At 55.5% G+C, this 22,641-nt stretch carries 24 protein-coding genes and 1 pseudogene; 20 read left to right on the forward strand and 5 right to left on the reverse strand.

Features of this window, described 5'->3' with window-relative positions:
• Positions 1–18: 18 nt before the first annotated feature.
• The 12 genes and pseudogenes from EL098_RS06330 (at position 19) to hisP (ending at position 11,027) form a co-directional block, all read left to right on the forward strand.
• Positions 19–678 carry a DedA family protein gene (locus EL098_RS06330; protein ID WP_126355474.1) on the forward strand — a complete coding sequence of 220 codons (660 nt, stop codon included), beginning with the start codon at positions 19–21 and terminating at the stop codon, positions 676–678.
• 138 nt (positions 679–816) lie between these two features.
• A complete protein-coding gene (gene accD, locus EL098_RS06335) occupies positions 817–1,737 on the forward strand; it encodes an acetyl-CoA carboxylase, carboxyltransferase subunit beta (RefSeq protein ID WP_197718543.1) in 921 nt (306 codons plus the stop codon).
• Positions 1,738–1,802: 65 nt separating this feature from the next.
• On the forward strand, positions 1,803–3,071 hold the full coding sequence (gene folC / locus EL098_RS06340) for a bifunctional tetrahydrofolate synthase/dihydrofolate synthase (protein ID WP_126355476.1): 1,269 nt from the start codon (positions 1,803–1,805) through the stop codon (positions 3,069–3,071).
• Positions 3,061–3,757, forward strand: a pseudogene (gene dedD, locus EL098_RS06345) (cell division protein DedD). The gene folC and the pseudogene dedD overlap by 11 nt, the downstream one beginning before the upstream one ends.
• Positions 3,758–4,012: 255 nt before the next feature.
• On the forward strand, positions 4,013–4,498 hold the full coding sequence (gene cvpA, locus EL098_RS06350) for a colicin V production protein (protein WP_126355477.1): 486 nt from the start codon (positions 4,013–4,015) through the stop codon (positions 4,496–4,498).
• A gap of 38 nt (positions 4,499–4,536) precedes the next feature.
• A complete protein-coding gene (purF, locus tag EL098_RS06355; RefSeq protein ID WP_126355478.1) occupies positions 4,537–6,054 on the forward strand; it encodes an amidophosphoribosyltransferase in 1,518 nt (505 codons plus the stop codon).
• Positions 6,055–6,153: 99 nt separating this feature from the next.
• The gene (locus EL098_RS06360) at positions 6,154–6,723 is read left to right on the forward strand and encodes a UbiX family flavin prenyltransferase (protein WP_126355479.1); all 570 of its coding nucleotides are present in this window, start codon (positions 6,154–6,156) and stop codon (positions 6,721–6,723) included.
• A gap of 289 nt (positions 6,724–7,012) precedes the next feature.
• On the forward strand, positions 7,013–7,795 hold the full coding sequence (gene argT, locus EL098_RS06365; protein WP_039295568.1) for a lysine/arginine/ornithine ABC transporter substrate-binding protein ArgT: 783 nt from the start codon (positions 7,013–7,015) through the stop codon (positions 7,793–7,795).
• A 191-nt stretch (positions 7,796–7,986) separates the two neighbouring features.
• Positions 7,987–8,769 (forward strand): histidine ABC transporter substrate-binding protein HisJ, encoded by a 783-nt coding sequence (gene hisJ / locus EL098_RS06370; RefSeq protein WP_126355480.1) that lies wholly within the window; start codon positions 7,987–7,989, stop codon positions 8,767–8,769.
• Positions 8,770–8,846: 77 nt separating this feature from the next.
• Positions 8,847–9,533: a histidine ABC transporter permease HisQ gene (locus EL098_RS06375; RefSeq protein WP_126355481.1), complete on the forward strand. Its 687-nt coding sequence runs from the start codon at positions 8,847–8,849 to the stop codon at positions 9,531–9,533.
• Complete coding sequence (locus EL098_RS06380) at positions 9,530–10,243, forward strand: ABC transporter permease (RefSeq protein ID WP_126355482.1); 714 nt, start codon at positions 9,530–9,532, stop codon at positions 10,241–10,243. Before EL098_RS06375 ends, EL098_RS06380 begins: the two co-directional genes overlap by 4 nt.
• A 10-nt stretch (positions 10,244–10,253) precedes the next feature.
• Positions 10,254–11,027 carry a histidine ABC transporter ATP-binding protein HisP gene (gene hisP, locus EL098_RS06385; RefSeq protein ID WP_008459737.1) on the forward strand — a complete coding sequence of 258 codons (774 nt, stop codon included), beginning with the start codon at positions 10,254–10,256 and terminating at the stop codon, positions 11,025–11,027.
• A 73-nt stretch (positions 11,028–11,100) separates the two neighbouring features.
• On the opposite strand, the gene EL098_RS06390 is transcribed toward hisP, so the two are convergent.
• The gene (locus EL098_RS06390) at positions 11,101–12,051 is read right to left on the reverse strand and encodes a sugar-binding transcriptional regulator (protein WP_126355483.1); all 951 of its coding nucleotides are present in this window, start codon (positions 12,049–12,051) and stop codon (positions 11,101–11,103) included.
• A 193-nt stretch (positions 12,052–12,244) separates the two neighbouring features.
• Here EL098_RS06390 and dalD point away from each other — a divergent pair, with 193 nt between their 5' ends.
• The 3 genes from dalD to EL098_RS06405 all read left to right on the forward strand — a co-directional run bounded on the left by dalD (position 12,245) and on the right by EL098_RS06405 (position 16,456).
• Positions 12,245–13,639, forward strand: coding sequence for a D-arabinitol 4-dehydrogenase (gene dalD, locus EL098_RS06395; protein ID WP_126355484.1), 1,395 nt, complete (start codon positions 12,245–12,247; stop codon positions 13,637–13,639).
• Between the two features lie 9 nt (positions 13,640–13,648).
• Positions 13,649–15,115 carry a xylulokinase gene (gene xylB / locus EL098_RS06400; RefSeq protein WP_126355485.1) on the forward strand — a complete coding sequence of 489 codons (1,467 nt, stop codon included), beginning with the start codon at positions 13,649–13,651 and terminating at the stop codon, positions 15,113–15,115.
• Between the two features lie 63 nt (positions 15,116–15,178).
• Entirely contained in the window at positions 15,179–16,456 is a 1,278-nt protein-coding gene (locus EL098_RS06405) for an MFS transporter (RefSeq protein WP_126355486.1), read from the forward strand.
• 36 nt (positions 16,457–16,492) lie between these two features.
• Here EL098_RS06405 and EL098_RS06410 read toward each other — a convergent pair whose 3' ends face one another.
• The 3 genes from EL098_RS06410 to yfcG form a co-directional block, all read right to left on the reverse strand.
• Positions 16,493–17,386 carry a TIGR01777 family oxidoreductase gene (locus tag EL098_RS06410; protein WP_126355487.1) on the reverse strand — a complete coding sequence of 298 codons (894 nt, stop codon included), beginning with the start codon at positions 17,384–17,386 and terminating at the stop codon, positions 16,493–16,495.
• A 24-nt stretch (positions 17,387–17,410) separates the two neighbouring features.
• A complete protein-coding gene (gene folX, locus EL098_RS06415) occupies positions 17,411–17,779 on the reverse strand; it encodes a dihydroneopterin triphosphate 2'-epimerase (protein ID WP_126355488.1) in 369 nt (122 codons plus the stop codon).
• Positions 17,780–17,843: 64 nt separating this feature from the next.
• Positions 17,844–18,473 carry a GSH-dependent disulfide bond oxidoreductase gene (yfcG, locus tag EL098_RS06420; RefSeq protein WP_126355489.1) on the reverse strand — a complete coding sequence of 210 codons (630 nt, stop codon included), beginning with the start codon at positions 18,471–18,473 and terminating at the stop codon, positions 17,844–17,846.
• A 153-nt stretch (positions 18,474–18,626) separates the two neighbouring features.
• On the opposite strand from yfcG, the gene yfcF reads away from it, so the two are divergent.
• The 3 genes from yfcF to yfcD are packed head-to-tail and all read left to right on the forward strand — an operon-like array spanning position 18,627 to position 20,480.
• The gene (yfcF, locus tag EL098_RS06425; protein WP_126358366.1) at positions 18,627–19,271 is read left to right on the forward strand and encodes a glutathione transferase; all 645 of its coding nucleotides are present in this window, start codon (positions 18,627–18,629) and stop codon (positions 19,269–19,271) included.
• 57 nt (positions 19,272–19,328) lie between these two features.
• Complete coding sequence (gene yfcE, locus EL098_RS06430; protein ID WP_126355490.1) at positions 19,329–19,880, forward strand: phosphodiesterase; 552 nt, start codon at positions 19,329–19,331, stop codon at positions 19,878–19,880.
• A gap of 57 nt (positions 19,881–19,937) precedes the next feature.
• Entirely contained in the window at positions 19,938–20,480 is a 543-nt protein-coding gene (gene yfcD, locus EL098_RS06435; protein WP_126355491.1) for an NUDIX hydrolase YfcD, read from the forward strand.
• Positions 20,481–20,537: 57 nt separating this feature from the next.
• Here yfcD and EL098_RS06440 read toward each other — a convergent pair whose 3' ends face one another.
• Positions 20,538–21,557, reverse strand: coding sequence for a LacI family DNA-binding transcriptional regulator (locus EL098_RS06440; protein ID WP_126355492.1), 1,020 nt, complete (start codon positions 21,555–21,557; stop codon positions 20,538–20,540).
• Positions 21,558–21,812: 255 nt separating this feature from the next.
• Here EL098_RS06440 and EL098_RS06445 point away from each other — a divergent pair, with 255 nt between their 5' ends.
• A complete protein-coding gene (locus tag EL098_RS06445; protein ID WP_126355493.1) occupies positions 21,813–22,256 on the forward strand; it encodes a PTS sugar transporter subunit IIA in 444 nt (147 codons plus the stop codon).
• Between the two features lie 83 nt (positions 22,257–22,339).
• Positions 22,340–22,612 (forward strand): PTS sugar transporter subunit IIB, encoded by a 273-nt coding sequence (locus EL098_RS06450; protein WP_126355494.1) that lies wholly within the window; start codon positions 22,340–22,342, stop codon positions 22,610–22,612.
• Positions 22,613–22,641 lie beyond the last annotated feature (29 nt).

A 22,641-nucleotide genomic window follows, 5' to 3' on the forward strand; every position in this document is an offset into this window, starting at 1 on the left:
TTAAAAAAGGAAACTTTGATGGATTTCATCCGTTTTATCATTGACTTCATTTTGCATATTGACGTGCATCTGGCCGAGCTGGTGGCACAGTACGGCGTCTGGGTTTACGCTATTTTGTTCCTGATTTTGTTCTGCGAAACCGGGCTGGTGGTCACGCCGTTTTTGCCGGGGGATTCGCTGCTGTTTGTGGCGGGCGCGCTCGCCTCGCTGGAAACCAACGATCTAAACGTGCATTACATGGTCATTTTGATGGTGATTGCCGCCATCATCGGCGATGCGGTGAACTACACTATCGGGCGGCTGTTTGGCGAGAAGTTGTTCAGTAACCCGGACTCAAAAATCTTCCGCCGCAGTTATCTTGATAAAACCCACGCTTTTTACGAGCGTCACGGAGGAAAAACGATTATCCTCGCGCGCTTCGTGCCGATTGTGCGAACCTTCGCACCGTTTGTCGCCGGGATGGGCCATATGTCCTATCGCCATTTTGCGATCTATAACGTCGTCGGCGCGCTGCTGTGGGTCTTACTGTTCACCTACGCGGGCTACCTGTTTGGTAACCTGCCGGTCGTTCAGGAAAACCTGAAGCTGCTGATTGTGGCAATTATCGTGGTTTCGATTCTGCCTGGCGTGATAGAAGTCATCCGCCATAAACGCGCTGCGGCGCGGCAGTCAAAATAATACGTGGCAGCGGTTCGACCACTTTTTTATCCAAAGTCGCGGGCCGTTGTGTTTTAATGAGCACCATTTATGGTCTGGGGCAGGGAATACTGCCACAGAAACGCTGGTATCGACCAGGTTCAAGCAGAAAGGTCATCAATGAGCTGGATTGAACGAATTCTCAATAAGAGCAATATCACTCCCACCCGTAAGGCGAGCATCCCTGAAGGGGTGTGGACCAAGTGCGACAGCTGCGGTCAGGTCCTGTACCGTGCCGAGCTGGAACGCAATCTTGGCGTCTGCCCTAAGTGCGATCATCACATGCGTATGTCGGCCCGCGATCGCCTGCATAGCCTGTTTGATGAAGGCACAACGGTGGAATTGGGGAGCGAGCTTGAGCCAAAAGATTTGCTGAAGTTCCGCGACTCTAAAAAATACAAAGACCGCCTTGTCTCCGCGCAGAAAGAGACCGGCGAAAAAGACGCCCTCGTGGTGATGAAAGGCACCCTTCACGGCATGCCTGTCGTTGCCGCGGCGTTTGAGTTTTCCTTTATGGGCGGCTCCATGGGCTCTGTTGTTGGCGCGCGCTTTGTACGTGCCGTTGAGCAGGCGCTGGAAGATAACTGCCCAATGATCTGCTTCTCCGCTTCCGGCGGTGCGCGTATGCAGGAAGCGCTGATGTCGCTGATGCAGATGGCGAAAACCAGCGCCGCGCTGGCCAAAATGCAGGAGCGTGGTCTGCCTTACATCTCCGTGCTGACCGACCCAACCATGGGCGGCGTCTCTGCAAGCTTCGCGATGCTGGGTGACCTGAACATCGCCGAGCCGAAAGCGCTGATTGGCTTTGCCGGCCCACGCGTTATCGAGCAGACCGTTCGTGAGAAACTGCCGCCGGGCTTCCAGCGCAGTGAGTTCCTGATTGAAAAGGGCGCGATTGACATGATCGTTCGCCGTCCGGAAATGCGCCTGAAGCTGGCCAGCATTCTGGCGAAGTTTATGAATCTTCCGGCGCCGAACCCAGAGGCTCCGCGTGAGCCGATTGTGGTTCCGCCAGCGCCGGAACAGGGTCAAGAGGCCTGATTCGCAACTAAGGGCAGGCCAGCAGGCTCTGCCCTTTTTCTTTATGTGCATGTTAAGTGGGCATCATGGAAAAAGATCTTATCCCTCAAGCCACGTCGCCCCTGGCCACGTGGCTTTATTATCTTGAAAACCTTCACTCATCCACCATCGACATGGGCCTGGAGCGCATCAGCAAGGTTGCGCTCAAGCTGGATGCGCTGAAACCTGCGCCAACGGTCTTTACCGTGGCAGGGACCAACGGCAAGGGCACTACCTGCCGCACGCTTGAAACCACGCTGATGGCGGACGGCTACCGCGTAGGGGTTTATAGCTCGCCGCACCTGGTGCGCTACACCGAGCGCGTGCGTATTCAGGGTGAAGAATTACCGGAGGCTTTGCATACCGCTTCTTTTGCAGAGATTGAGGCCGCTCGCGGAGACATTTCCTTAACCTATTTTGAGTACGGAACGCTGTCCGCCTTGCTATTGTTTAAGCAGCAGGCGGTAGACGTTGTTATTCTTGAAGTTGGCCTTGGCGGCCGCCTTGATGCCACCAACATCGTGGATGCCGATGTTGCCGTGGTTACCAGTATCGCGCTCGATCACACCGACTGGCTTGGCCCGGATCGTGAGAGCATCGGCCGTGAAAAAGCCGGTGTCTTCCGCAGAGATCGCCCGGCGATTGTGGGCGAGCCGGATATGCCCTATACGATTGCCGATGTTGCGCAGGAAAAGGGCGCGCTGCTTCTGCGCCGTGGAGTTGACTGGGACTATGAGGTAAACGCTAACGGCTGGACGTTCCGTGACGCTCAGGGCGAGCTGCATGATTTGCCGCTGCCGCTGGTACCGCAGCCGAATGCCGCAACGGCGCTTGCTGCGTTGCGCGCAAGTAAATTGAACGTGAGTGAGAATGCGATACGCTATGGTATTGAGCATGCCACGCTGCCCGGCCGCTTCCAGATAGTGTCTCAGGCGCCTCGCGTTATTCTGGATGTCGCCCATAATCCACATGCGGCGGCTTATCTGGCCGGTCGTCTGGCGGCGCTGCCAAAACAGGGGCGCGTGCTGGCGGTGATCGGTATGCTTCATGATAAAGATATTGCCGGAACGCTTGCCTGTTTGTCGCCTCAGGTCGATAGCTGGTATTGTGCTCCGCTGGAGGGGCCACGAGGCGCAAGCGCCGACCAGCTGATGGCGCACCTTGGCCACGGCAGGGCGTTTGCCAGCGTAAAAGAGGCCTGGCACGCGGCGATAGCAGAGGCAACGGCTGATGATACCGTGCTGGTGTGTGGTTCATTCCACACGGTGGCCCATGTAATGGAAGTACTGGACGCGGGGAGAGCAGGTGGCGAGTAAGTTTCAAAACCGATTAGTCGGAACCATTATTCTGGTCGCGCTGGGCGTTATTGTGCTGCCAGGTCTGCTGGATGGGCAGAAAAAAACATTATCAGGATGAATTCGCCGCTATTCCTTTGGTGCCAAAACCTGGGGACAGCGACGAGCCAGATATGCTGCCTGCGGCAACGCAGGCTTTGCCGTCTCAGCCACCGGAAGGGGCTGCAGAAGAGGTGAGGGCCGGGGCCGCAGTGCCGCCGGGGCTGAGTAACGGCACCGCGGTGAACGAGGACGCAGGGGCCGCCAACGAAGCCGCGCCCGCCCCACGCGAGCAGCCTAAGCCGCAGCCGGTACAGGAAAAACCAAAACCGAAGCCGGTGGAAAAACCGCAGCCTAAACCTGCCGCTGATAACCAGACAGAAACGCCGCCGAAAACGGAAAAACCAGCCGACAAAGCGCCTACCGGACAAGCCTACGTGGTGCAGCTTGGCGCATTAAAAAATGCGGACAAGGTGAATGAAATTGTTGCTAAACTGCGCGGTGCCGGGTTCAAGGTTTACACCTCGCCGACTACGCCTGTGCAGGGAAAAATTACCCGTATTCTGGTTGGGCCGGATGCCTCGAAAGATAAGCTGAAGTCCTCGCTTGGCGAGCTGAATTCGCTTTCTGGCCTGAACGGCGTGGTGATGAACTACTCGCCGCGGTAGCGGCTGGTGACCCTCACCCCGGCCCTCTCCCTGGAAGGGAGAGGGGGTAACCCTCACTCCGAGCGTTTCCCTCGCCCCTCTGGGGGAGAGGGTTAGGGTGAGGGGAAAACAGGCACTTTTTTAATGGCGTTGATGCTTTTTTCAACGCCATTATTTATTTACGCGGGGGAAGGAAATCCCTACGCAAACGTTTTCTTTTTCTGTTAGAATTCGCCCCGAACTGGACGTCAGGGCAATTTATCACGAGATTTTTTCATGGTCTGGATAGATTACGCCATCATTGCGGTTATCGGTTTTTCTTGTCTGGTAAGCGTAATACGTGGGTTTGTGAAGGAAGCGTTATCGCTTGTGACCTGGGGATGTGCTTTCTTTGTCGCCAGTCATTACTACACTTATCTGTCAGTCTGGTTCACTGGCTTTGAAGAGGAACTGGTACGTAATGGGATAGCTATCGCGGTGCTGTTTATCGCGACGCTGATCGTCGGTGCGATAGTCAACTATGTGATTAGCGCGCTGGTGCAAAAAACCGGCCTGTCGGGTACAGACAGGGTGTTGGGGATCTGCTTTGGCGCCTTGCGTGGCGTACTGATCGTCTCCGCCATTCTGTTCTTCCTGGATACCTTCACCGGTTTTTCAAAAAGCGATGACTGGCAAAAGTCGCAGCTTATCCCGCAATTCAGTTTCATCATCAGATGGTTCTTTGACTATCTGCAAAGCTCGTCAAGTTTCTTGCCCCGCTAATCGTAGCGGGGGGTGTGGCTTAATGAGGAAAAGACAACATGTGCGGTATTGTCGGTATCGCCGGTTTCATGCCGGTAAACCAGTCGATTTATGATGCGCTAACGGTACTTCAGCACCGTGGCCAGGATGCCGCAGGCATCGTCACCATCGACGCTTTAAATTGCTTCCGTCTGCGTAAAGCGAATGGCCTGGTGAGCGATGTGTTTGAAGCCCGCCACATGCAGCGTCTGCAGGGGAATATGGGCATCGGCCACGTGCGTTACCCAACCGCAGGCAGTTCCAGCGCTTCCGAAGCTCAGCCTTTCTACGTGAACTCCCCTTACGGAATAACTCTGGCGCATAACGGTAACCTGACCAATGCCCACGAACTGCGTAAAAAGCTGTTTGAAGAAAAACGCCGCCACATTAACACCACTTCTGATTCTGAGATCCTGCTCAATATCTTCGCCAGCGAGCTGGATAACTTCCGCCATTACCCGCTGGAAGCCGATAATATTTTTGCCGCTATCGCCGCCACTAACCGCCAGATCCGCGGCGCTTATGCCTGCGTAGCGATGATTATCGGCCACGGCATGGTGGCCTTCCGCGACCCGAACGGCATCCGTCCGCTGGTTATCGGCAAGCGTGACCTGGGCGATGGCCGCACCGAATACATGGTGGCCTCCGAGAGCGTCGCGCTGGACACCCTGGGCTTTGAGTTCCTGCGTGATATCGCGCCGGGCGAAGCGGTCTATATCACCGAGAAAGGCCAGCTGTTTACCCGCCAGTGCGCGGATAATCCGGTCAGCAATCCGTGCCTGTTTGAGTACGTCTATTTTGCTCGCCCAGACTCGTTCATCGACAAGATCTCCGTTTACAGCGCGCGCGTGGAGATGGGGAAAAAGCTTGGCGAGAAGATTGCCCGCGAGTGGGAAGATCTTGATATCGACGTGGTCATTCCGATTCCAGAAACCTCCTGCGACATCGCGCTGGAGATCGCCCGCATTCTGGATAAACCGTACCGCCAGGGCTTTGTGAAAAACCGCTATGTTGGCCGCACCTTTATCATGCCGGGCCAGCAGCTGCGCCGTAAATCTGTGCGCCGCAAGCTGAACGCTAACCGCGCCGAATTCCGTGACAAAAACGTGCTGCTGGTGGACGATTCCATCGTGCGTGGTACCACGTCTGAGCAGATTATCGAGATGGCTCGTGAAGCCGGAGCCAAAAAGGTTTATCTGGCCTCCGCAGCACCGGAAATTCGTTTCCCTAACGTCTACGGCATCGATATGCCAAGCGCCAACGAGCTGATTGCCCACGGGCGTGAGGTGGATGAGATTCGCCAGATCATCGGCGCAGACGGCCTGATCTTCCAGGACCTGGACGATCTGATCGAAGCGGTACGCGTGGAAAACCCGGATATCACCCAGTTTGAATGCTCGGTCTTCAACGGTATCTACGTGACCAAAGACGTTGACCACAAGTACCTGCAGTATCTCGAATCCCTGCGTAACGACGACTCCAAAGCGCTGGCGCGTCAGAATGAAGTGGAAAACTTAGAGATGCACAACGAGGGCTAACGCGCCTTTGCCTCTCTCCTGAAAAGGGGAGAGGCTATTCTTGCATCCCACCCCATCTTGCGGCAAAGTCAGCCCAGATATTCTCTATGGGCAAATTCAATGAAACGACTGATCGTCGGTATTTCCGGAGCCAGTGGCGCTATTTATGGGGTGCGTTTGCTGCAAGTCTTGCAGCAGCTGCCGGAGGTAGAAAGCCACCTGGTTATGAGCAATGCGGCGCGCCAGACGCTGGCGCTGGAAACCGATTACTCGCTGCGCGATGTTCAGGCGCTGGCAGATGTCGTTCATGACTCTCGCGATATTGCCGCCAGCATCTCTTCCGGCTCGTTTAAGACCATGGGAATGGCGGTGCTGCCGTGCTCGATCAAAACGCTCTCCGGTATCGTAAACAGCTATACCGACGGGCTGCTGACCCGCGCTGCGGATGTGGTGCTCAAAGAGCGTCGCCCGCTGGTGCTCTGCATTCGTGAAACGCCGCTGCACCTGGGCCACCTGCGCCTGATGACGCAGGCCTCCGAGCTGGGAGCGGTGATCATGCCGCCGGTGCCCGCGTTTTACCATCGCCCGCAAACCGTGCAGGATATAGTCGACCAGACGGTGAACCGCGTGCTGGATCAGTTTGACCTTGAGCTGCCGGAAGATTTGTTTGTCCGTTGGGGTGGCGCATAAGGGCGCACCGACGCGGTGCATCACAAAATCATTGCCCCGTAATGGGGCAATTCTGTAACGCCGATCGCTTTTAGAAGATTTAATCCCCCAAAATCCCTTTCCTCACTCTTCCCGCTTCCCAGAACTGCTATCTTTCAAATTAGCGCAAAGTTGCAACTTTTCATTAACATAAATCGGCCACTTTTTGCCCATCAGGGAAAAGTGGCATGAGAACTGCAACTCTCCGTCTGTAAGGCATTATCACACAACAAGACATCACAAATAAGAAAGTCAAACTTGAGGGTATCGTATGAAGAAGTCGGTTCTTGCACTGTCTTTACTACTGGGCCTGTCCAGCGCAGCCAGCGTGTTTGCTGCGATTCCGCAAAACGTCCGTATTGGTACCGATGCGACCTACGCGCCCTTCTCCTCGAAAGATGCAAAGGGGGATTTTGTTGGGTTTGATATCGATCTTGGTAACGAACTTTGCAAGCGCATTCAGACTAAATGCACGTGGGTTGGCAGCGACTTTGACTCCCTGATCCCGTCCCTGAAAGCGAAGAAAATCGACGCTATCATCTCTTCTCTGTCGATCACCGAAAAACGCCAGCAGGAGATCCTCTTCTCCAACAAGCTCTACGCGGCGGACTCCCGCCTGATCGCGGCAAAAGGCTCTCCGATTCAGCCGACGCTCGAATCGCTGAAAGGCAAACACGTTGGGGTGCTGCAGGGCTCTATCCAGGAGACCTACGGCAACGCAGAATGGCGCCCGAAAGGTGTCGATGTGGTGGCCTACGCCAACCAGGATCTGATTTACTCTGATTTAGCCGCAGGGCGCCTGGATGCGGCGTTCCAGGACGAAGTGGCCGGTAGCGAAGGCTTCCTGAAACAGCCTGCCGGTAAAGACTATGCCTTCGCAGGCCCTTCCGTGAAGGACAAGAAGTACTTTGGCGACGGCACCGGCATCGGCCTGCGCAAAGATGACACCGAGCTGAAGGCCGCATTCGACAAAGCGCTGGCTGAAATGCGCAAAGACGGGACTTACGACAAATTAGCGAAAAAGTACTTCGACTTTAATGTTTACGGCGAATAAGTTTTTCCCTTAGTCTGTAGCCCGGTTATGAATATATTCTTAACCGGGCAGGATAACTATGCAGTGGTGTGGCCACGTTCCGGCCGCACCTTTATGGTGCGAAAACGTTGTATTCGCAACGTGTTGCGTATGTTTTCCCTGTTTGTAGTGGGTGTGAGCCTTAAATAACGGACAGTCTAATGAGGATAATTATGAAAAAGCTGGTTTTGTCTCTTTCTCTGGTGCTGGCGTTTTCCAGCGTAACCACAGCATTCGCTGCTATTCCGAAAAACCTGCGGATTGGCACTGACCCAACCTATGCGCCATTTGAATCCAAAAATGCTCAGGGTGAGCTGGTCGGTTTTGATATCGATCTGGCGAAAGAACTCTGTAAGCGCATCAACACCAAATGTACCTTCGTTGAAAACCCATTAGATGCGCTGATCCCATCGCTGAAAGCGAAGAAGATCGACGCCATCATGTCTTCCCTCTCTATCACCGAGAAGCGTCAGCAGGAAATCGCGTTCACCGACAAGCTGTACGCCGCTGACTCGCGCCTGGTGGTAGCGAAAGGTTCCCCGATTCAGCCAACGATTGAGTCGCTGAAAGGCAAGCGCGTAGGCGTGCTGCAGGGCACCACTCAGGAAACCTACGGCAATGAACACTGGGCGCCAAAAGGCATCGAGATTGTCTCCTATCAGGGGCAGGATTCTATCTACGCTGATTTGGCCGCCGGGCGTATCGACGCCGCATTCCAGGATGAGGTGGCCGCCAGCGAAGGCTTCCTGAAACAGCCCGTGGGCAAAGATTACCAGTTCGGCGGTCCGTCTATTAAAGACGACAAGCTGTTTGGCGTCGGGACCGGTATGGGGCTGCGCAAAGAAGATAACGAGCTGCGTGAGGCGCTGAACAAGGCCTTCGCGGAGATGCGCAAAGACGGTACCTATGAGAAGTTAGCGAAGCCGTACTTTGATTTTAATGTGTATGGTGAATAAGCCTTACCGGTGACAAAGGCCCCGCGTCAGACGGGGCCCAATAAGTAGCAGCGAACACTGAAGACAGGATACGCACCATGTTGTATGGCTTTTCTGAAGTAATTTTAAAAGGGGCTCTGGTTACGCTTGAGCTGGCGCTCGCTTCGGTGGTCCTTTCCGTGCTGATTGGGCTTGCCGGCGCTGGCGCAAAACTGTCCAAAAATCGCCCGCTGGCTTTGCTGTTCGAGGGCTATACCACGCTGATTCGCGGGGTACCGGACCTGGTGCTGATGCTGTTAATTTTCTACGGGCTGCAGATGCTGCTCAACAGCATTACCGATGCGTTGGGTATGGCGCAGTTTGATATCGATCCGATGGTGGCGGGGATTATCACCCTTGGCTTTATCTATGGCGCCTATTTTACCGAGACCTTCCGCGGTGCCTTTCTGGCAGTGCCAAAGGGCCATATTGAGGCCGCTACCGCGTTTGGTTTTACCGGCTCTCAAACCTTCCGTCGCATTCTGTTCCCGGCCATGATGCGCTATGCGCTGCCGGGGATCGGCAACAACTGGCAGGTTATCCTCAAGGCAACCGCGCTGGTTTCCCTGCTCGGCCTTGAAGATGTGGTGAAGGCCACGCAGCTTGCCGGAAAAAGCACCTGGCAGCCGTTCTACTTCGCCATTGTCGCCGGGGTTATCTACCTGGTCTTTACTACGGTTTCAAACGGGGTACTGCTCTGGCTTGAACGCCGCTATTCCGTTGGCGTGAAGAGGGCGGAGCTATGATCGATATTATTCACGACTACTGGCAGTCGCTGCTGTGGACCGACGGCTACCGCTTTACGGGCGTGGCGATTACGCTCTGGCTGCTGATTTTGTCGGTGGTGATGGGCGGAATTCTGGCGCTGTTCCTCGCCATCGGGCGAGTCTCCAGCAACAAGTTTATTGCGTTCCCCATCTGGCTATTTACCTACATTTTTCGCGGTACGCCGCTCTACGTGCAGCTGCTGGTTTTCTATTCCGGCATGTACACGCTGGAGATCGTCAAAGGTACGGAGCTGCTGAACGCTTTCTTCCGCAGCGGTCTCAACTGTACCGTGCTGGCGCTGACCCTGAACACCTGCGCCTATACCACGGAGATTTTCGCCGGCGCCATTCGCTCGGTGCCTCATGGTGATATTGAGGCGGCGCGAGCCTACGGCTTTTCAAAAGTGAAAATGTACCGCTGTATTATTTTGCCTTCCGCGCTGCGTATTGCGCTTCCGGCGTACAGCAACGAAGTGATCCTGATGCTGCACTCCACGGCGCTGGCCTTTACCGCCACGGTGCCGGATCTGCTCAAGATTGCCCGTGATATCAACTCCGCAACCTACCAGCCGTTTACCGCGTTTGGCATCGCGGCCGTGCTGTATTTGATTATCTCTTATGCGCTGATAAGCCTGTTCCGCAAAGCGGAAAAACGCTGGCTGCAGCACGTTAAACCCGCTTCGCACTGAGTGACTTCTGATGGCTGAAATTAAATTAAACGTAACGGATCTGCACAAACGCTACGGCGAACATGAAGTGCTCAAAGGGGTGTCTCTGAAGGCTAACGCCGGGGATGTTATCAGCATCATCGGTTCATCTGGCTCTGGCAAAAGTACCTTTTTGCGCTGCATTAACTTCCTCGAAAAACCGAGCGAAGGCACGATTGTGGTCAGCAACCAGAACATTAATCTGGTGCGGGATAAAGACGGCCAGCTTAAAGTGGCCGATAAAAACCAGCTGCGCCTGCTGCGCACCCGGCTGACGATGGTATTCCAGCACTTCAACCTGTGGAGCCACATGACGGTGTTGGAAAACGTGATGGAAGCGCCCATTCAGGTGCTGGGGTTGAGCAAGCAGGAGTCAAAAGAACGAGCGATTAAATATCTTGCGAAGGTCGGCATCGACGAACGTCAGTACGTCAAATATCCGGTGCATCTCTCCGGCGGCCAGCAGCAGCGTGTGTCTATAGCCCGCGCTCTGGCAATGGAGCCGGAAGTACTGCTGTTTGATGAGCCAACCTCGGCGCTTGACCCGGAGCTGGTGGGTGAAGTATTGCGCATTATGCAGAAGCTGGCGGAAGAGGGGAAAACGATGGTCGTTGTAACCCACGAGATGGACTTTGCCCGTCACGTCTCCAGCCACGTTATCTTCCTGCATCAGGGGCGCATTGAAGAGGAAGGGCCACCTGCCGAGCTGTTTGGCAGCCCGAAGAGCGCCCGCCTGCAGCAGTTCCTTTCAGGATCGCTGAAGTAATCCCTCCCCTCAGGGAATTTAGGGTTTCCCCCTCTCCCTCCTGGAGAGGGCCGGGGTGAGGGTGAAGAACGCATCACTCCTCGCCCAGCAACCTCACCGCCGTACTCTCATCCGTTACCAGGCCTGACATCCAGCGGCCGATCAATGCCGCTTTGACGGCGGTAAACTTCCGCTCTCCACCGGAGAAAGCGATGATCTTACGTGGGTTATCGCTTTGCAGCGGCACGCTGGTCAGCAGGGCATCCAGCTCGCTGTATATGCGCTGGCCGCCGTGGTCGAAGAAATGCCCCAGCATTTCACCGGCAACGCCCCGGTCGTGCAGCATTTTGACCTGCTCGTCGGTAATAAAGCCCTCGGCGTTCAGCGGGCAGCCGATATCCACCTCGCCAACGCCGAGAAACGCAACGTTGGCCGCCAGCGCTCGATCTGCCACTCGCTGGTACACTTTATGACGACACCACATGTCGCGGTCTTCTTCGCTGTCGGCATATAGCGGAGCGGGGATGAAAAAGTATTTTCCCTGCATTTTTTCCGCCATTTTGAGCGGCATATCATAGCGCGTACCCGAGTCATCACGCGCAATTGCCCCTATCATCGAAACGCAGTGGTGCTGCGGACGTTCGACCCAGGGAAGCACGTCAATTATCGAGCGCAGCGTTTTCCCCGATCCAATGCCAAAGACCTGAGGCTGCTCGTCGGCGATAAACTGCGACATCACCTCGGCACCTTCCACCGCCAGCATCTGCTGGATGGCGTCGTCGTCCAGTCCTTCAGAAGGCACCACGCGGCAGACTTCCAGACCAAAACGTTCACGGACCTGCTGCGCCAGCTTCAGGCAACGGGCGACCGGATGGGCGATTTTCACCGTCACCATTCCCTGTTCGCGGGCGGAAGAAACCAGCCGCTGGGCGACCTGCCGTGAAATCCCCAGCTCGCGGGCAATATCCTGCTGCGTCATCCCCGCCACGTAATACATCCAGGCGACTCGCGCGGCTTGTTCCTGTTTTTTCTCTTCTCTGCTCATGGCGACACCTTATGACTCTTTGAAACGCATTCTACTCTTCGCCTGCTTTGTTGGTAATTGGGCAAAAGTCATTTTTATGGGCAAATGTTGTCGATGTGAGTTTGATCTCAGAAAGAGGGCACCCGCCGCCACTAGACTACAACAAACGGGCAAATGCCCATGAAAATGACAAATGCTTAATTTGAGGTGGATTATGACGACGAAATCGGTATGGATGCATATTGGCGCGGGCTCTTTCCATCGTGCTCACCAGGCGTGGTATCTCAATCAGCTGATACAGCAGGGCGACGACGGCTGGAGTATTTCGCTGGGCAACATACGTAACGATGCCGGCGAGCTGCTGGCCCAGCTTGAGGCGCAGCGCGGCGAATACGTGCTGGAAACCGTCACTCCAAAAGGCGAGCGTACCTACGAAAAGATCTCCTCCATCCGCAAAGTGCTGCCGTGGGACAGAGAGATTACAGCCCTGGTTGAAGAGGGCGCAAAGGCATCGACCCGCGTGATTGCCTTCACCGTGACCGAAGCCGGGTATTACCTGACGCCGCAGCACGAGCTGGACGTTAATCAGGCGGACGTTAAAACCGATCTTGCAGGAGGCATTACTACGCTTTACGGCGCGCTCAGCCGCATTCTGCATCAGCGTATGAGCAACGGCGGTGAGCCGGTAACGCTGCTTAACTGCGATAACCTGCGCCACAACGGCGAACGTTTCCGCCACGGTTTCCTTTCATTCCTTAAGGCGAAGGGCGACCACGCTCTGTTCGACTGGGTGACTACCCACACCGTTTCGCCTAATACCATGGTTGACCGTATTACCCCTCGCCCTACGGCGGACATTGCCCCCCGGGTTAAAGCTGCTACCGGATTCGACGACAAAGTGCCGGTGATGGGGGAGTCCTTTATCCAGTGGGTTATCGAGGACGACTTTATCAACGGCCGCCCGCTGCTTGAGAACGCTGGCGTCGAAATGGTGAAATCCGTGCTGCCGTATGAAGAGGCAAAAATCCGTATTCTGAACGCCAGCCACAGCTGCATTGCCTGGGCGGGCACGCTAACCGGCCTGAGCTACATTGATGAAAGCACCGTGCAGCAGCCGATTAAGCAGATGGCATGGGACTACGTCACGGAGGATGTCATTCCTTCGCTGTCACCAAGCCCGCTGGATCTGACCGAGTATCGCGATGTTGTGCTGGCCCGCTTTAGCAATCCGTATATCAAAGATACTAACCAGCGCGTTGCTGCCGACGGCCTGTCCAAGATCCCTGGCTTTATCACTCCAACATTGATTGAGTGCTACCAGCGGGGTGAGGAGCCTGCGGCCACGGCGGTTCTGCCCGCGCTGTTCTTCCTGTTCCTGCAGCGCTGGGCGCAGGGCCAGCTGCCTTACCAGTACCAGGACGGAGTCATGCAGGACGATGCTATTCGTGCATTGTTCGCTTCTCATGAGCCGCTCAAGGCCTTTGTCAGCGATGAAACCTTGTTTGCCGAACTCGCACATTCCTCAGCTTTCTATGAGCTGATGGAGCGTACCGTTGCTCGCCTGGAGGCGTGGATAGCATCTCCGCAGCAGCCGCTGGCGACAGCTTAAGGAGGCGCTATGTATCTTGGAATCGATATCGGCACCTCTGAGCTAAAGGCGCTGCTCATTGACGGACAGGGCGAAATTCAGGGCTCTGCCCACGCGGCATTGACCGTTCAGCGTCCGTATCCACACTGGGCTGAACAGGATCCTGAGGCCTGGTGGCAGGCGACGCAGCAGGTCATTTCTACCCTGCGCCAGCAACTACCTGATGCCTGGGCGCAGATCCGCGCGATTGGCCTGTCCGGGCAGATGCACGGTGCGGTGCTGCTGGACGATGAGGGTAAGGTGCTGCGCCCATGCATTCTGTGGAACGACACTCGCAGCGCGCAACAATGTTCCCAGCTCACGGAAGAACATCCGGAATTTCTGACCATCAGCGGCAACCTGGTGATGCCCGGTTTTACAGCCCCGAAGCTGCGCTGGGTGGCAGAGCACGAGCCGGAAATATTTTCCCGCGTGTCCAAAATATTGCTGCCGAAAGACTACCTGCGCTGGAGGCTGAGCGGTGAGTTTGTCTCTGAGCCGTCAGACGCTGCCGGCACGCTGTGGCTGGACGTGGCGAAGCGCGACTGGTCAGATAAACTGCTGGCCGCGACCGGGCTAGCGCGCGGCCATATGCCGAGCCTGGTGGAGGGCAGTGAAGTCAGTGCCGTTTTGCACTCAGCCCTGGCAACCGAGTGGGGGCTCAGCTCCGGCGTCAAAATCGCCGGTGGCGGCGGCGATAATGCTACCTCTGCCGTTGGCGTTGGCGCGGTGAATAATGGCGACGCGTTTATTTCGCTCGGCACGTCAGGCGTTATCTTCGTGGTAAACGACGAGCTGCAAACCCGTCCTGAATCCGGCGTTCATGCCTTTTGCCACGCGTTGCCTCAGCGCTGGCACCAGATGAGCGTGATGCTTAGCGCCGCCAGCTGCCTGCGCTGGGTGTGTAATCTGCTGTCGGTTACTGAAAGCCAGCTCATGGAAGAGATGGCAGGGCTTAGCGACGAGCAGAAAAAGCATGCCCCGGTTTTCCTGCCTTATCTTTCAGGCGAGCGTACGCCCCATAACGATGCTCACGCCATGGGGAGCTTCTTTGCGTTAAACCATGAAACCAACCGCGCCTTATTAGGGTATTCGGTGATTGAGGGCGTGACCTTTGGCCTGGCGGACGGTATGGCCGTGCTGGAGACGTCCCGCAGCCAGATTACCCAATGCAGCCTGACCGGTGGAGGCGCCCGCAGCGCTATCTGGGCGCAACTGATTGCCGACGTGCTGGATGTGCCGATTGTGACGCATCCGGCCAGCTCTTCCGGCGCGCTCGGCGCAGCTCGCCTTGGCTGGCTGGCCGACGGCGGTGTGGAAGAAGTGGTTTGCCGCAAGCCTCCCGTCCAGCAGCGCTTCACGCCGCGCAAAGCCTTGCAAAACGTGCTGCAGCAGCGTTTGTCCGTGTTCCACCTGCTTTACCAACAACAAAAAGCGGCTCGTAAGCTGCTGCCCTGACTGCCTTCCCGGCGGCTTTTCCGTCGCCGGGAACCCCTGTACCCGTGAACGAGGAAGAGTGTGATGCAATCTAAACACTACTGGTTTGGTTTACCCAAACATCTGCTGTGGGGATTTATCGCCATCGCTATTTTTATGAGCGGCGATGGTTTTGAGATGGCGTTTTTGTCTAAGCACATTACCGATATGGGCTTCACGCCCGCGCAATCGGCGATGGTGTTTACTATGTACGGCCTTGCGGCAGGGCTTGCGGCATGGGCTTCCGGCGTCGTGGCTGAGCTTATCACCCCGCAAAAAGCGATGCTCATTGGCTTTGTCACCTGGGTTGTGATGCACGCATTGTTTATGACGCTTGGACTCGGGATGCACAACTACACGCTGATGCTGCTGTTCTACGGCATTCGTGGCCTGGCCTATCCGCTATTTATCTACTCCTTCATGCTGATGCTGGTGCAGGTCGTACCGCGTGAGAGGCTGGCGGCGGCGACCGGCTGGTTCTGGGCTATGTACTCTATCGGGATTGGCGTGGTGGGGAGTTATCTGCCAAGCCTGACTATCCCGGCATTTGGCGAAACGGGCACGCTGTGGATGGCCATCGCGTGGGTAATGTGCGGTGGGCTTATCGCCTTCTTCAGCCTACGCAATGTGCCGGTTGACCGCTCGCGCGTTAATCTGCCGTTGCGCGAGAAAATGACGGAGATGTCGCGGGCGGTAACCATTCTGTTTAGTAACCGGGATGTGTTTTATGCCTGCCTGATCCGCATCATCAACACGTTGTCGCTGTTTGGCTTTGCGATTGTGATGCCGCTGCTGTTTGTTGATCGCCTTGGCTTCACGATTTCTGAATGGCTGCAGATTTGGGCGGTGTTCTTCTTTGTGACCATTTTCACCAATATTTTTTGGGGCATTATGGGGGAGTACATCGGCTGGATCCGCCAGGTACGCTGGTTCGGCTGTTTAGGCATGGCGATTTCCAGCCTGACATTCTACTACCTGCCCGTGTGGGTAGGGCATAACTTCTGGGTTGCGCTGATCCCGGCGGTCATGCTCGGCACCTTCGTTGCGGCGTTTGTGCCGATGACGGCGGTGTTTCCAACGCTGGAGCCGCATCACCGTGGGGCGGCCATTTCTATTTATAACCTGTCGGCGGGGATGAGCAACTTTGTGGCGCCGGCTATCGCCTCGCTGATCCTGCCGTTCTTCGACATTGTGGGCGTGGTATGGGCCTATACCGGGCTTTATCTGTTTGCGGGCGTGCTGACGTTTATTATTAAGGTCCCGCAGCCAAAACGGCTGAAGAGGAAAACAGCCGCAGGGGAAATGAGCACCGCGGAGCAGTAAAATAAAAAGCCGGGCGTTAACCCCGGCTTCTTGCTATCAGCGAATCACATCAGCCAGCGCTTCGTCTAAGTCGAACCAGCGGAAGCCAAAGCCCGACTCTTCAAGGCGCTTAGGCAGCGCCCGCTGCCCGCCAAGGACTAACACAGAAGATTCCCCCATCAGCAGACGAATCGCCGTAGCCGGAGCGCGAAAAATAGCCGGGCGTTTAAGCGCATGGCCAAGAGCGTGGGAAAACTGCTCATTGCGAACCGGGTAAGGGGCAACCATATTAAACGGCCCGCGCAGGTCGTTATCCAGCAGCCAGAGAATGCCGTTCACCATATCGTCGATATGGATCCACGCCAGATACTGGCGGCCATTGCCTATGGGGCCGCCCAGCCCCAGCCGGAACAGCGGCAGCATTTTGGCGAGAATTCCGCCTTTTGGGGCGAGCACCACGCCGGTACGCAATAAGCAAACTCGGGTAGCTTCGCTTTGTGCGCCGCAGGCGATTTGCTCCCAGCGCGCGCAAAGCTTGTGGGTGAATTCGTTATGAGGCGGTTCATCTTCGGTAACGACCACTTCCCCGAGGTCGCCATAGTAGCCGGTGGCCGAGCCGGAAATAAACGTTTTGGGAGGCTGCTGGCTGGCCTTAAACAGCTCGACCAGCCGCTCGGTCGTTTGCCAGCGGCTCTGGCACAGGCGCTGCTTTTGCTCCTCGGTCCAGCGCTTATCGGCAATCGGCTCGCCGGCGAGGTTTATCACCGCATCAAAGGCGTCGAGATTCTGTAAGCCCTCGAATCCTTTAAGCAGCGCCACGCGTTTATCCAATCCCTTACGGGCCTTTTCCGGCGATCGCGTGATGACCGAGACTTGATGGCCCAGTTCGAGCAGACGAGTTACCAGATGGCGGCCGATCAATCCGCTGCCGCCGGTCACCAGGATTTCCATAACGTTTCTCCCAACAAAAAGCGCTTAACGCTGCCAGCTCAGGGTCATGGAGACAGAGTCGGCGTAGCGGAGCGCGTGAAGTTTATCGATCTCCACTTCAGCATATGTCACCCACGGATGAGCACATGCGATATTCAGCACATCCTGAGTTAATTTTTCCAGCAGCGAGAAGCGGTTATTCTCGACCAACTGGATAATCTCTTTGGTGACGGTGCGGTAGTTAAGCGCATCGTTGATGTCCTCGCTGGCCCTGGCTTTGCCTGCGGGGTAGTGGAGGGCGACATTAATCACGATGTCCTGTCGATTGGCTATCTCTTCTTCTTTGATGCCAATGAAAGTACGCAGGCGCAGATTTTTAATGCGAATAATGGCGTCTGGTTGCACGGATGACATTGCAGGTTCCTTATTGGTCTTTTCCCGCAACAGAATACACCAGCGCGGGAAAAAACCTGAACGATTACGCCTTCTCCGCCTGCTGATAAGCCTTCACGGTGGCCGGCCGGGTTCGTATTCTTTCAAACCAGTTACGGACGGCAGGGAAATTGGCCAGGTCAATGCGCTGACGCTCATGAGACACCACCCACGGGTAGGTCGCGATGTCTGCGATGCTGTAATCATGGCCGCCAAGCCAGGGGGCTGTTTCAAGCTGCTTATTGAGTACGCCGTACAGCCGCTGTGTTTCGACCTGGTAACGCTCAATCGCATAGGGAATGGGCTGGGGAGCAAAATGGTTGAAATGGTGGTTCTGGCCCAGCATAGGCCCAAAGCCGCCTACCTGCCAGAACAGCCACTGCAGCGTGGCGTTGCGGGCGCGCAGTTCTTTGCTGAGGAGCAACCCGGTTTTATCGGCCAGATAAAGCAGGATTTCGCCGGACTCAAAGAGGCTCAGCGGCTCGCCGCCGTCGGCCGGTTTATGGTCGACGATGGCAGGAATTTTATTGTTCGGTGAGATAGCCAGGAAAGCCGGGCGAAACTGGTCGCCTTTGCCGATATCGATGCGGTGGATTTTGTACTCCAGCCCCGCTTCTTCAAGAAAAAGGGTGATTTTATGGCCGTTTGGGGTAGGCGCATAATAAAGATCGATCATGGTCACTCCAGGGGTTAGCTCATTTTTTAAGAAACCTATCGAGTATAGGCGCTTTTATTCATGCCGCACCGGAATGGTGCGCTTTAAGCGGGTGACAAAAGGTTTTTTTCGCTCTATGTTCAATAACCTGACGCGCGAATAAATGAGGATATGATGAGCCAGCCTGCCATTACGTTGTGGACCGATAGCCACTATTTCAGCCCCTATGCGCTTTCTGTTTTTGTGGCCCTGAAAGAGAAAGGGCTTGCCTTTTCGCTGCAAACCGTCGACCTCGCCAGCGGTCAGAATTTAAAGCCGGGCTGGAAGGGCTTCGATCTCACTCGTCGCGTACCTGTGCTGGCGGTTGGGGAGTTTGTGCTCAGCGAATCCTCAGCCATCGATGAGTATCTGGAAGAGCGTTTTGCCCCACCGACGTGGGAACGTATTTATCCTCACGACATTGAAAAACGCGCCCGCGCGCGTCAGGTTCAGGCGTGGCTGCGTAGCGATCTGATGCCCATCAGGGAAGAGCGTTCGACGGCAGTGGTGTTTGCTGGCGAGCAGAAGCCCGCGCTTAGCTCTGCCGGGCAGCAGGCGGCGGAGAAGCTGCTCGCTACCGCAGAGCGATTGCTCCCGCAAGGGCAGCAGAACTTATTTGGCGAGTGGTCGATTGCCGATACCGATCTGGCGCTGATGCTCAACCGCCTGATTCTTAACGGTGACGAGGTGCCAGATCGCCTGAAAGAGTATGCCAGCTTCCAGTGGCAGCGTGCTTCGGTGCAGCTTTGGCTGGCGCTGTCGGCCAAAAACGCAGGCTGATAGCTGACAGAGAATTCGTTATCATTGGCTGACTATCATGACAGGAGCCAGGGATAAATGAAGCTGATGTTTGCCTCGGACCTTCACGGTTCGTTACCCGCAACGGAAAAAGTACTGGAACGCTTTGCGCAAAGCGGAGCGAAATGGCTGGTGATACTGGGCGATATACTGAACCACGGCCCGCGTAACGCGCTGCCTGCAGGCTACAATCCACCCGGCGTCGCGGACTCGCTTAATACCGTTGCCGAAAAAATAATCGCGGTACGAGGAAATTGCGACAGTGAAGTGGACCAGATGCTGCTCGAATTTCCCCTCACCGCGCCCTGGCAGCAGGTTCTGCTGGAACAGCAGCGGCTTTTTCTGACCCACGGCCATCTTTATCATCCGGGACACATGCCGCCATTATCCGCTGGCGATGTTCTGATTTTCGGTCATACGCATCTTCCGGTTGCAGAAAAGCACGAACAGATCTATTTGTTTAATCCAGGCTCTGTCAGCCTACCGAAGGGCGGTTTCGAAGCCAGTTACGGGATGCTGGATGATGGTGTTCTGACCGTTCGCACGCTGGAGAGTGAAGGGGTTATTGCACAGGTGAGCATTACCCCGTAACGTTGACAGGTTAATCCAATAACGCGCCGTAAGAGCGCCCCTGAATAAGGTTTCCCGATGGTGGAACAGAGTCATTTTGTCGGCACGGAATGGGTAGACATCGTTAATGAAGACAATGAGGTCATCGCACAGGCTAGCCGCGAGCAAATGCGTGCGCAGCGGCTGCGTCATCGCGCGACCTATATTGTGGTTCACGACGGTATGGGCAAAATTCTGGTACAGCGTCGTACCGAAATCAAAGACTTTATGCCCGGCATGCTTGACGCCACCGCGGGCGGTGTTGTGCAGGCGGATGAACAAATGCTGGAGTCTGCACGCCGTGAGGCGGAAGAAGAACTTGGCATTGCAGGCGTGCCGTTTGCCGAACACGGTCAGTTCTACTTTGAAGACGACAGCTGCCGCGTTTGGGGTGGCTTATTCAGCTGTGTCTCTCACGGCCCCTTTGCTCTGCAGGAAGAAGAGGTCAGCGAAGTCAGCTGGATGTCCCCTGAAGAGATTACCGCGCGCTGCGATGAATTTACCCCTGATTCACTGAAAGCGCTGGCGCTGTGGATGACACGCAACGCCAAAAATGAATCACAAAGCGAAGAGAGCGCGTAACTGTTTATCCTCACCCCGATCCTCTTCCCACAGGGAAGGGACCCGGGTGAGGAGAAATCAGCAGCTGTCCCTCATGCACAACGATGAGGCGATAGTCGGGCTGCGATCCCACTCCTCTTCGTTTATCCTCGCCAGCAGAGCACGTCCCGCCTCAATCCCAATTTTACGATGGGGTACCGCAATGGTGGTCAGCGCAGGCTGACAAACGCGGCTTACGTCGCTGTCACCAAACCCGACGATGGCTAAGTCGTCAGGGACTTTGATCCGCCGACGCTGGCACTCATACAGCGCGCCGCAGGCCAGTTCGTCGGAGACGCACACCAGCGCATCCAGCTCCGGCCAGGCCAGCAAAAATTCCGGGAGCTGTGCGGCCCCGGTGGAAAAATTCGGCGGCGCCGCAGCATTGATCACCCTGTTGGGCGACATATGGTGGCGCAGCATCGCTTTGTACCATCCATGCAGGTGCTGCTGAAAAATCCACTGCTCCTGGTTGGCGCACAGCAGGCCGATGTTCTGGTAGCCTCGATGGATAAGCATTTCCGTCAGCTCAAACATGGCTGCGACGTTATCAATGCCGATATTCATATCCAGGGGATCGGCCCGCGTGGCGCCTATCTCAAGCACTGGAATACTGGCGTGTTTAAGCCAGCCGCGCACCGTGTCGCTATGTTCAACGCTCAGCAAGATAGCCGCCGCGATATTCGACGCAAGCAGCGTTTCCAGCAGATTTTCTTCCAGCTCCAGCCGGTGCTGGGATTCCGCAAGCACTATCTGATATCCCGCCGGCTGCAGCACCTGCTGGAGGCCGGCAAACATTTCGCTGCAGCCAGATTCTGCGAGACTTGGGACCACCATCGCAATGGTGTACGAAGAGGCAGATGCCAGCGCGCTTGCCGCCAGGTTTGGCATGTAGCCCAGCTCAGAAACCGCCGCTTCGATTTTTTCACGTAATTTGTCGGAAACCTGCTCCGGAGTTCTTAGCGCTCGCGAGACGGTCATGGTACCGACTCCCGCGAGCTGCGCCACATCTGCAAGCGTCACCTTACCGGTACTACGCCGCTTTCGGGTTATGGACATTGTGATTCCTGATTCTTGACCTGAAAACGTCAGGCTGACGTTGGCCCCTGAAAAAGAAGGGGAAATATCGCTCAAGTATACGCCTGAAATCGAGGCACTTGATGCGATTTAACACAATGATTGCAATTTGATAGCGCTATCACAAAATCGAGCGATAGTTATTGGTAGCGCTATCTTTGTGATATCAATCACAGTTAAACCCGGGGCCGTTGAATAAAGTTTGCCCATCATCAACGTCGATTACGAGAGGTTATCGTGCTCAATCAATGGCTGCATCCGGGGACTATTCAGCTTCACGACGGGGCCGCGAGCTGGCAGCAGGCGCTGGAGATTAGCGCCCAGCCGCTGCTGGACGCAGGGATTATTACCCCACATTATCTGACGGCCATCCTGCAGCAGCATCAAAAGCTGGGGCCTTACTATGTGCTGGCGCCGGGTCTGGCGATGCCGCATGCGCGTCCAGAAGAGGGCGCGACCGGACCTGGGCTGTCGCTGTTAAAGTTGAAGCAGGGCGTCAGCTTCCATTCTGAAGGCAACGATCCGGTTGACGTTATTGTTATGCTGGCGGCAGCCGACAGCCACAGCCACATTGAAATGATTTCCGCGCTCGCTGAACTCTTTTCCAGCGATGAAGACATGGTATTACTGCATCAGGCCAATAACCTGGAGGAAATACAAAAAATAATTAACAGATTCTGATTTTTTAATTTAACACCCTGATTTTTTACGTTGCATTGAAAAATGCGATGCGCCCGTACTCTACTAAAAATAAGGTATTCACTATGAAGATAATGGCAATCTGCGGTTCTGGCCTGGGCAGTAGTTTTATGGTCGAAATGAATATTAAAAAGGTGCTTAAAAAACTTAATATTGAAGCAGAGGTTGAGCACTCTGATTTATCTTCCGCTACGCCGGGGGCGGCGGATGTGTTTGTGATGGCGAAAGACATTGCCGCCAGCGCAAGCCTGCCGGACAGCCAGCTGGTGGTGATCAACAACATCATCGATATCAATGAGCTGGAAAATAAGCTGCGCGCTTATTTTGCCGGCCGTTAATCATAATAATATATAGCCAAAATAATTCG

The organism is Cedecea lapagei (genome assembly GCF_900635955.1).
GTDB lineage: Bacteria > Pseudomonadota > Gammaproteobacteria > Enterobacterales > Enterobacteriaceae > Cedecea > Cedecea lapagei.

Bases quoted from the DNA above. Each gene is read 5' to 3' on its own strand.
- EL098_RS06330 (WP_126355474.1), top strand. From the start codon at position 19: ATGGATTTCATCCGTTTTATCATTGACTTCATTTTGCATATTGACGTG.
- accD (WP_197718543.1), top strand. From the start codon at position 817: ATGAGCTGGATTGAACGAATTCTCAATAAGAGCAATATCACTCCCACC.
- folC (WP_126355476.1), top strand. From the start codon at position 1,803: ATGGAAAAAGATCTTATCCCTCAAGCCACGTCGCCCCTGGCCACGTGG.
- cvpA (WP_126355477.1), top strand. From the start codon at position 4,013: ATGGTCTGGATAGATTACGCCATCATTGCGGTTATCGGTTTTTCTTGT.
- purF (WP_126355478.1), top strand. From the start codon at position 4,537: ATGTGCGGTATTGTCGGTATCGCCGGTTTCATGCCGGTAAACCAGTCG.
- EL098_RS06360 (WP_126355479.1), top strand. From the start codon at position 6,154: ATGAAACGACTGATCGTCGGTATTTCCGGAGCCAGTGGCGCTATTTAT.
- argT (WP_039295568.1), top strand. From the start codon at position 7,013: ATGAAGAAGTCGGTTCTTGCACTGTCTTTACTACTGGGCCTGTCCAGC.
- hisJ (WP_126355480.1), top strand. From the start codon at position 7,987: ATGAAAAAGCTGGTTTTGTCTCTTTCTCTGGTGCTGGCGTTTTCCAGC.
- EL098_RS06375 (WP_126355481.1), top strand. From the start codon at position 8,847: ATGTTGTATGGCTTTTCTGAAGTAATTTTAAAAGGGGCTCTGGTTACG.
- EL098_RS06380 (WP_126355482.1), top strand. From the start codon at position 9,530: ATGATCGATATTATTCACGACTACTGGCAGTCGCTGCTGTGGACCGAC.
- hisP (WP_008459737.1), top strand. From the start codon at position 10,254: ATGGCTGAAATTAAATTAAACGTAACGGATCTGCACAAACGCTACGGC.
- EL098_RS06390 (WP_126355483.1), bottom strand. From the start codon at position 12,051: ATGAGCAGAGAAGAGAAAAAACAGGAACAAGCCGCGCGAGTCGCCTGG.
- dalD (WP_126355484.1), top strand. From the start codon at position 12,245: ATGACGACGAAATCGGTATGGATGCATATTGGCGCGGGCTCTTTCCAT.
- xylB (WP_126355485.1), top strand. From the start codon at position 13,649: ATGTATCTTGGAATCGATATCGGCACCTCTGAGCTAAAGGCGCTGCTC.
- EL098_RS06405 (WP_126355486.1), top strand. From the start codon at position 15,179: ATGCAATCTAAACACTACTGGTTTGGTTTACCCAAACATCTGCTGTGG.
- EL098_RS06410 (WP_126355487.1), bottom strand. From the start codon at position 17,386: ATGGAAATCCTGGTGACCGGCGGCAGCGGATTGATCGGCCGCCATCTG.
- folX (WP_126355488.1), bottom strand. From the start codon at position 17,779: ATGTCATCCGTGCAACCAGACGCCATTATTCGCATTAAAAATCTGCGC.
- yfcG (WP_126355489.1), bottom strand. From the start codon at position 18,473: ATGATCGATCTTTATTATGCGCCTACCCCAAACGGCCATAAAATCACC.
- yfcF (WP_126358366.1), top strand. From the start codon at position 18,627: ATGAGCCAGCCTGCCATTACGTTGTGGACCGATAGCCACTATTTCAGC.
- yfcE (WP_126355490.1), top strand. From the start codon at position 19,329: ATGAAGCTGATGTTTGCCTCGGACCTTCACGGTTCGTTACCCGCAACG.
- yfcD (WP_126355491.1), top strand. From the start codon at position 19,938: ATGGTGGAACAGAGTCATTTTGTCGGCACGGAATGGGTAGACATCGTT.
- EL098_RS06440 (WP_126355492.1), bottom strand. From the start codon at position 21,557: ATGTCCATAACCCGAAAGCGGCGTAGTACCGGTAAGGTGACGCTTGCA.
- EL098_RS06450 (WP_126355494.1), top strand. From the start codon at position 22,340: ATGAAGATAATGGCAATCTGCGGTTCTGGCCTGGGCAGTAGTTTTATG.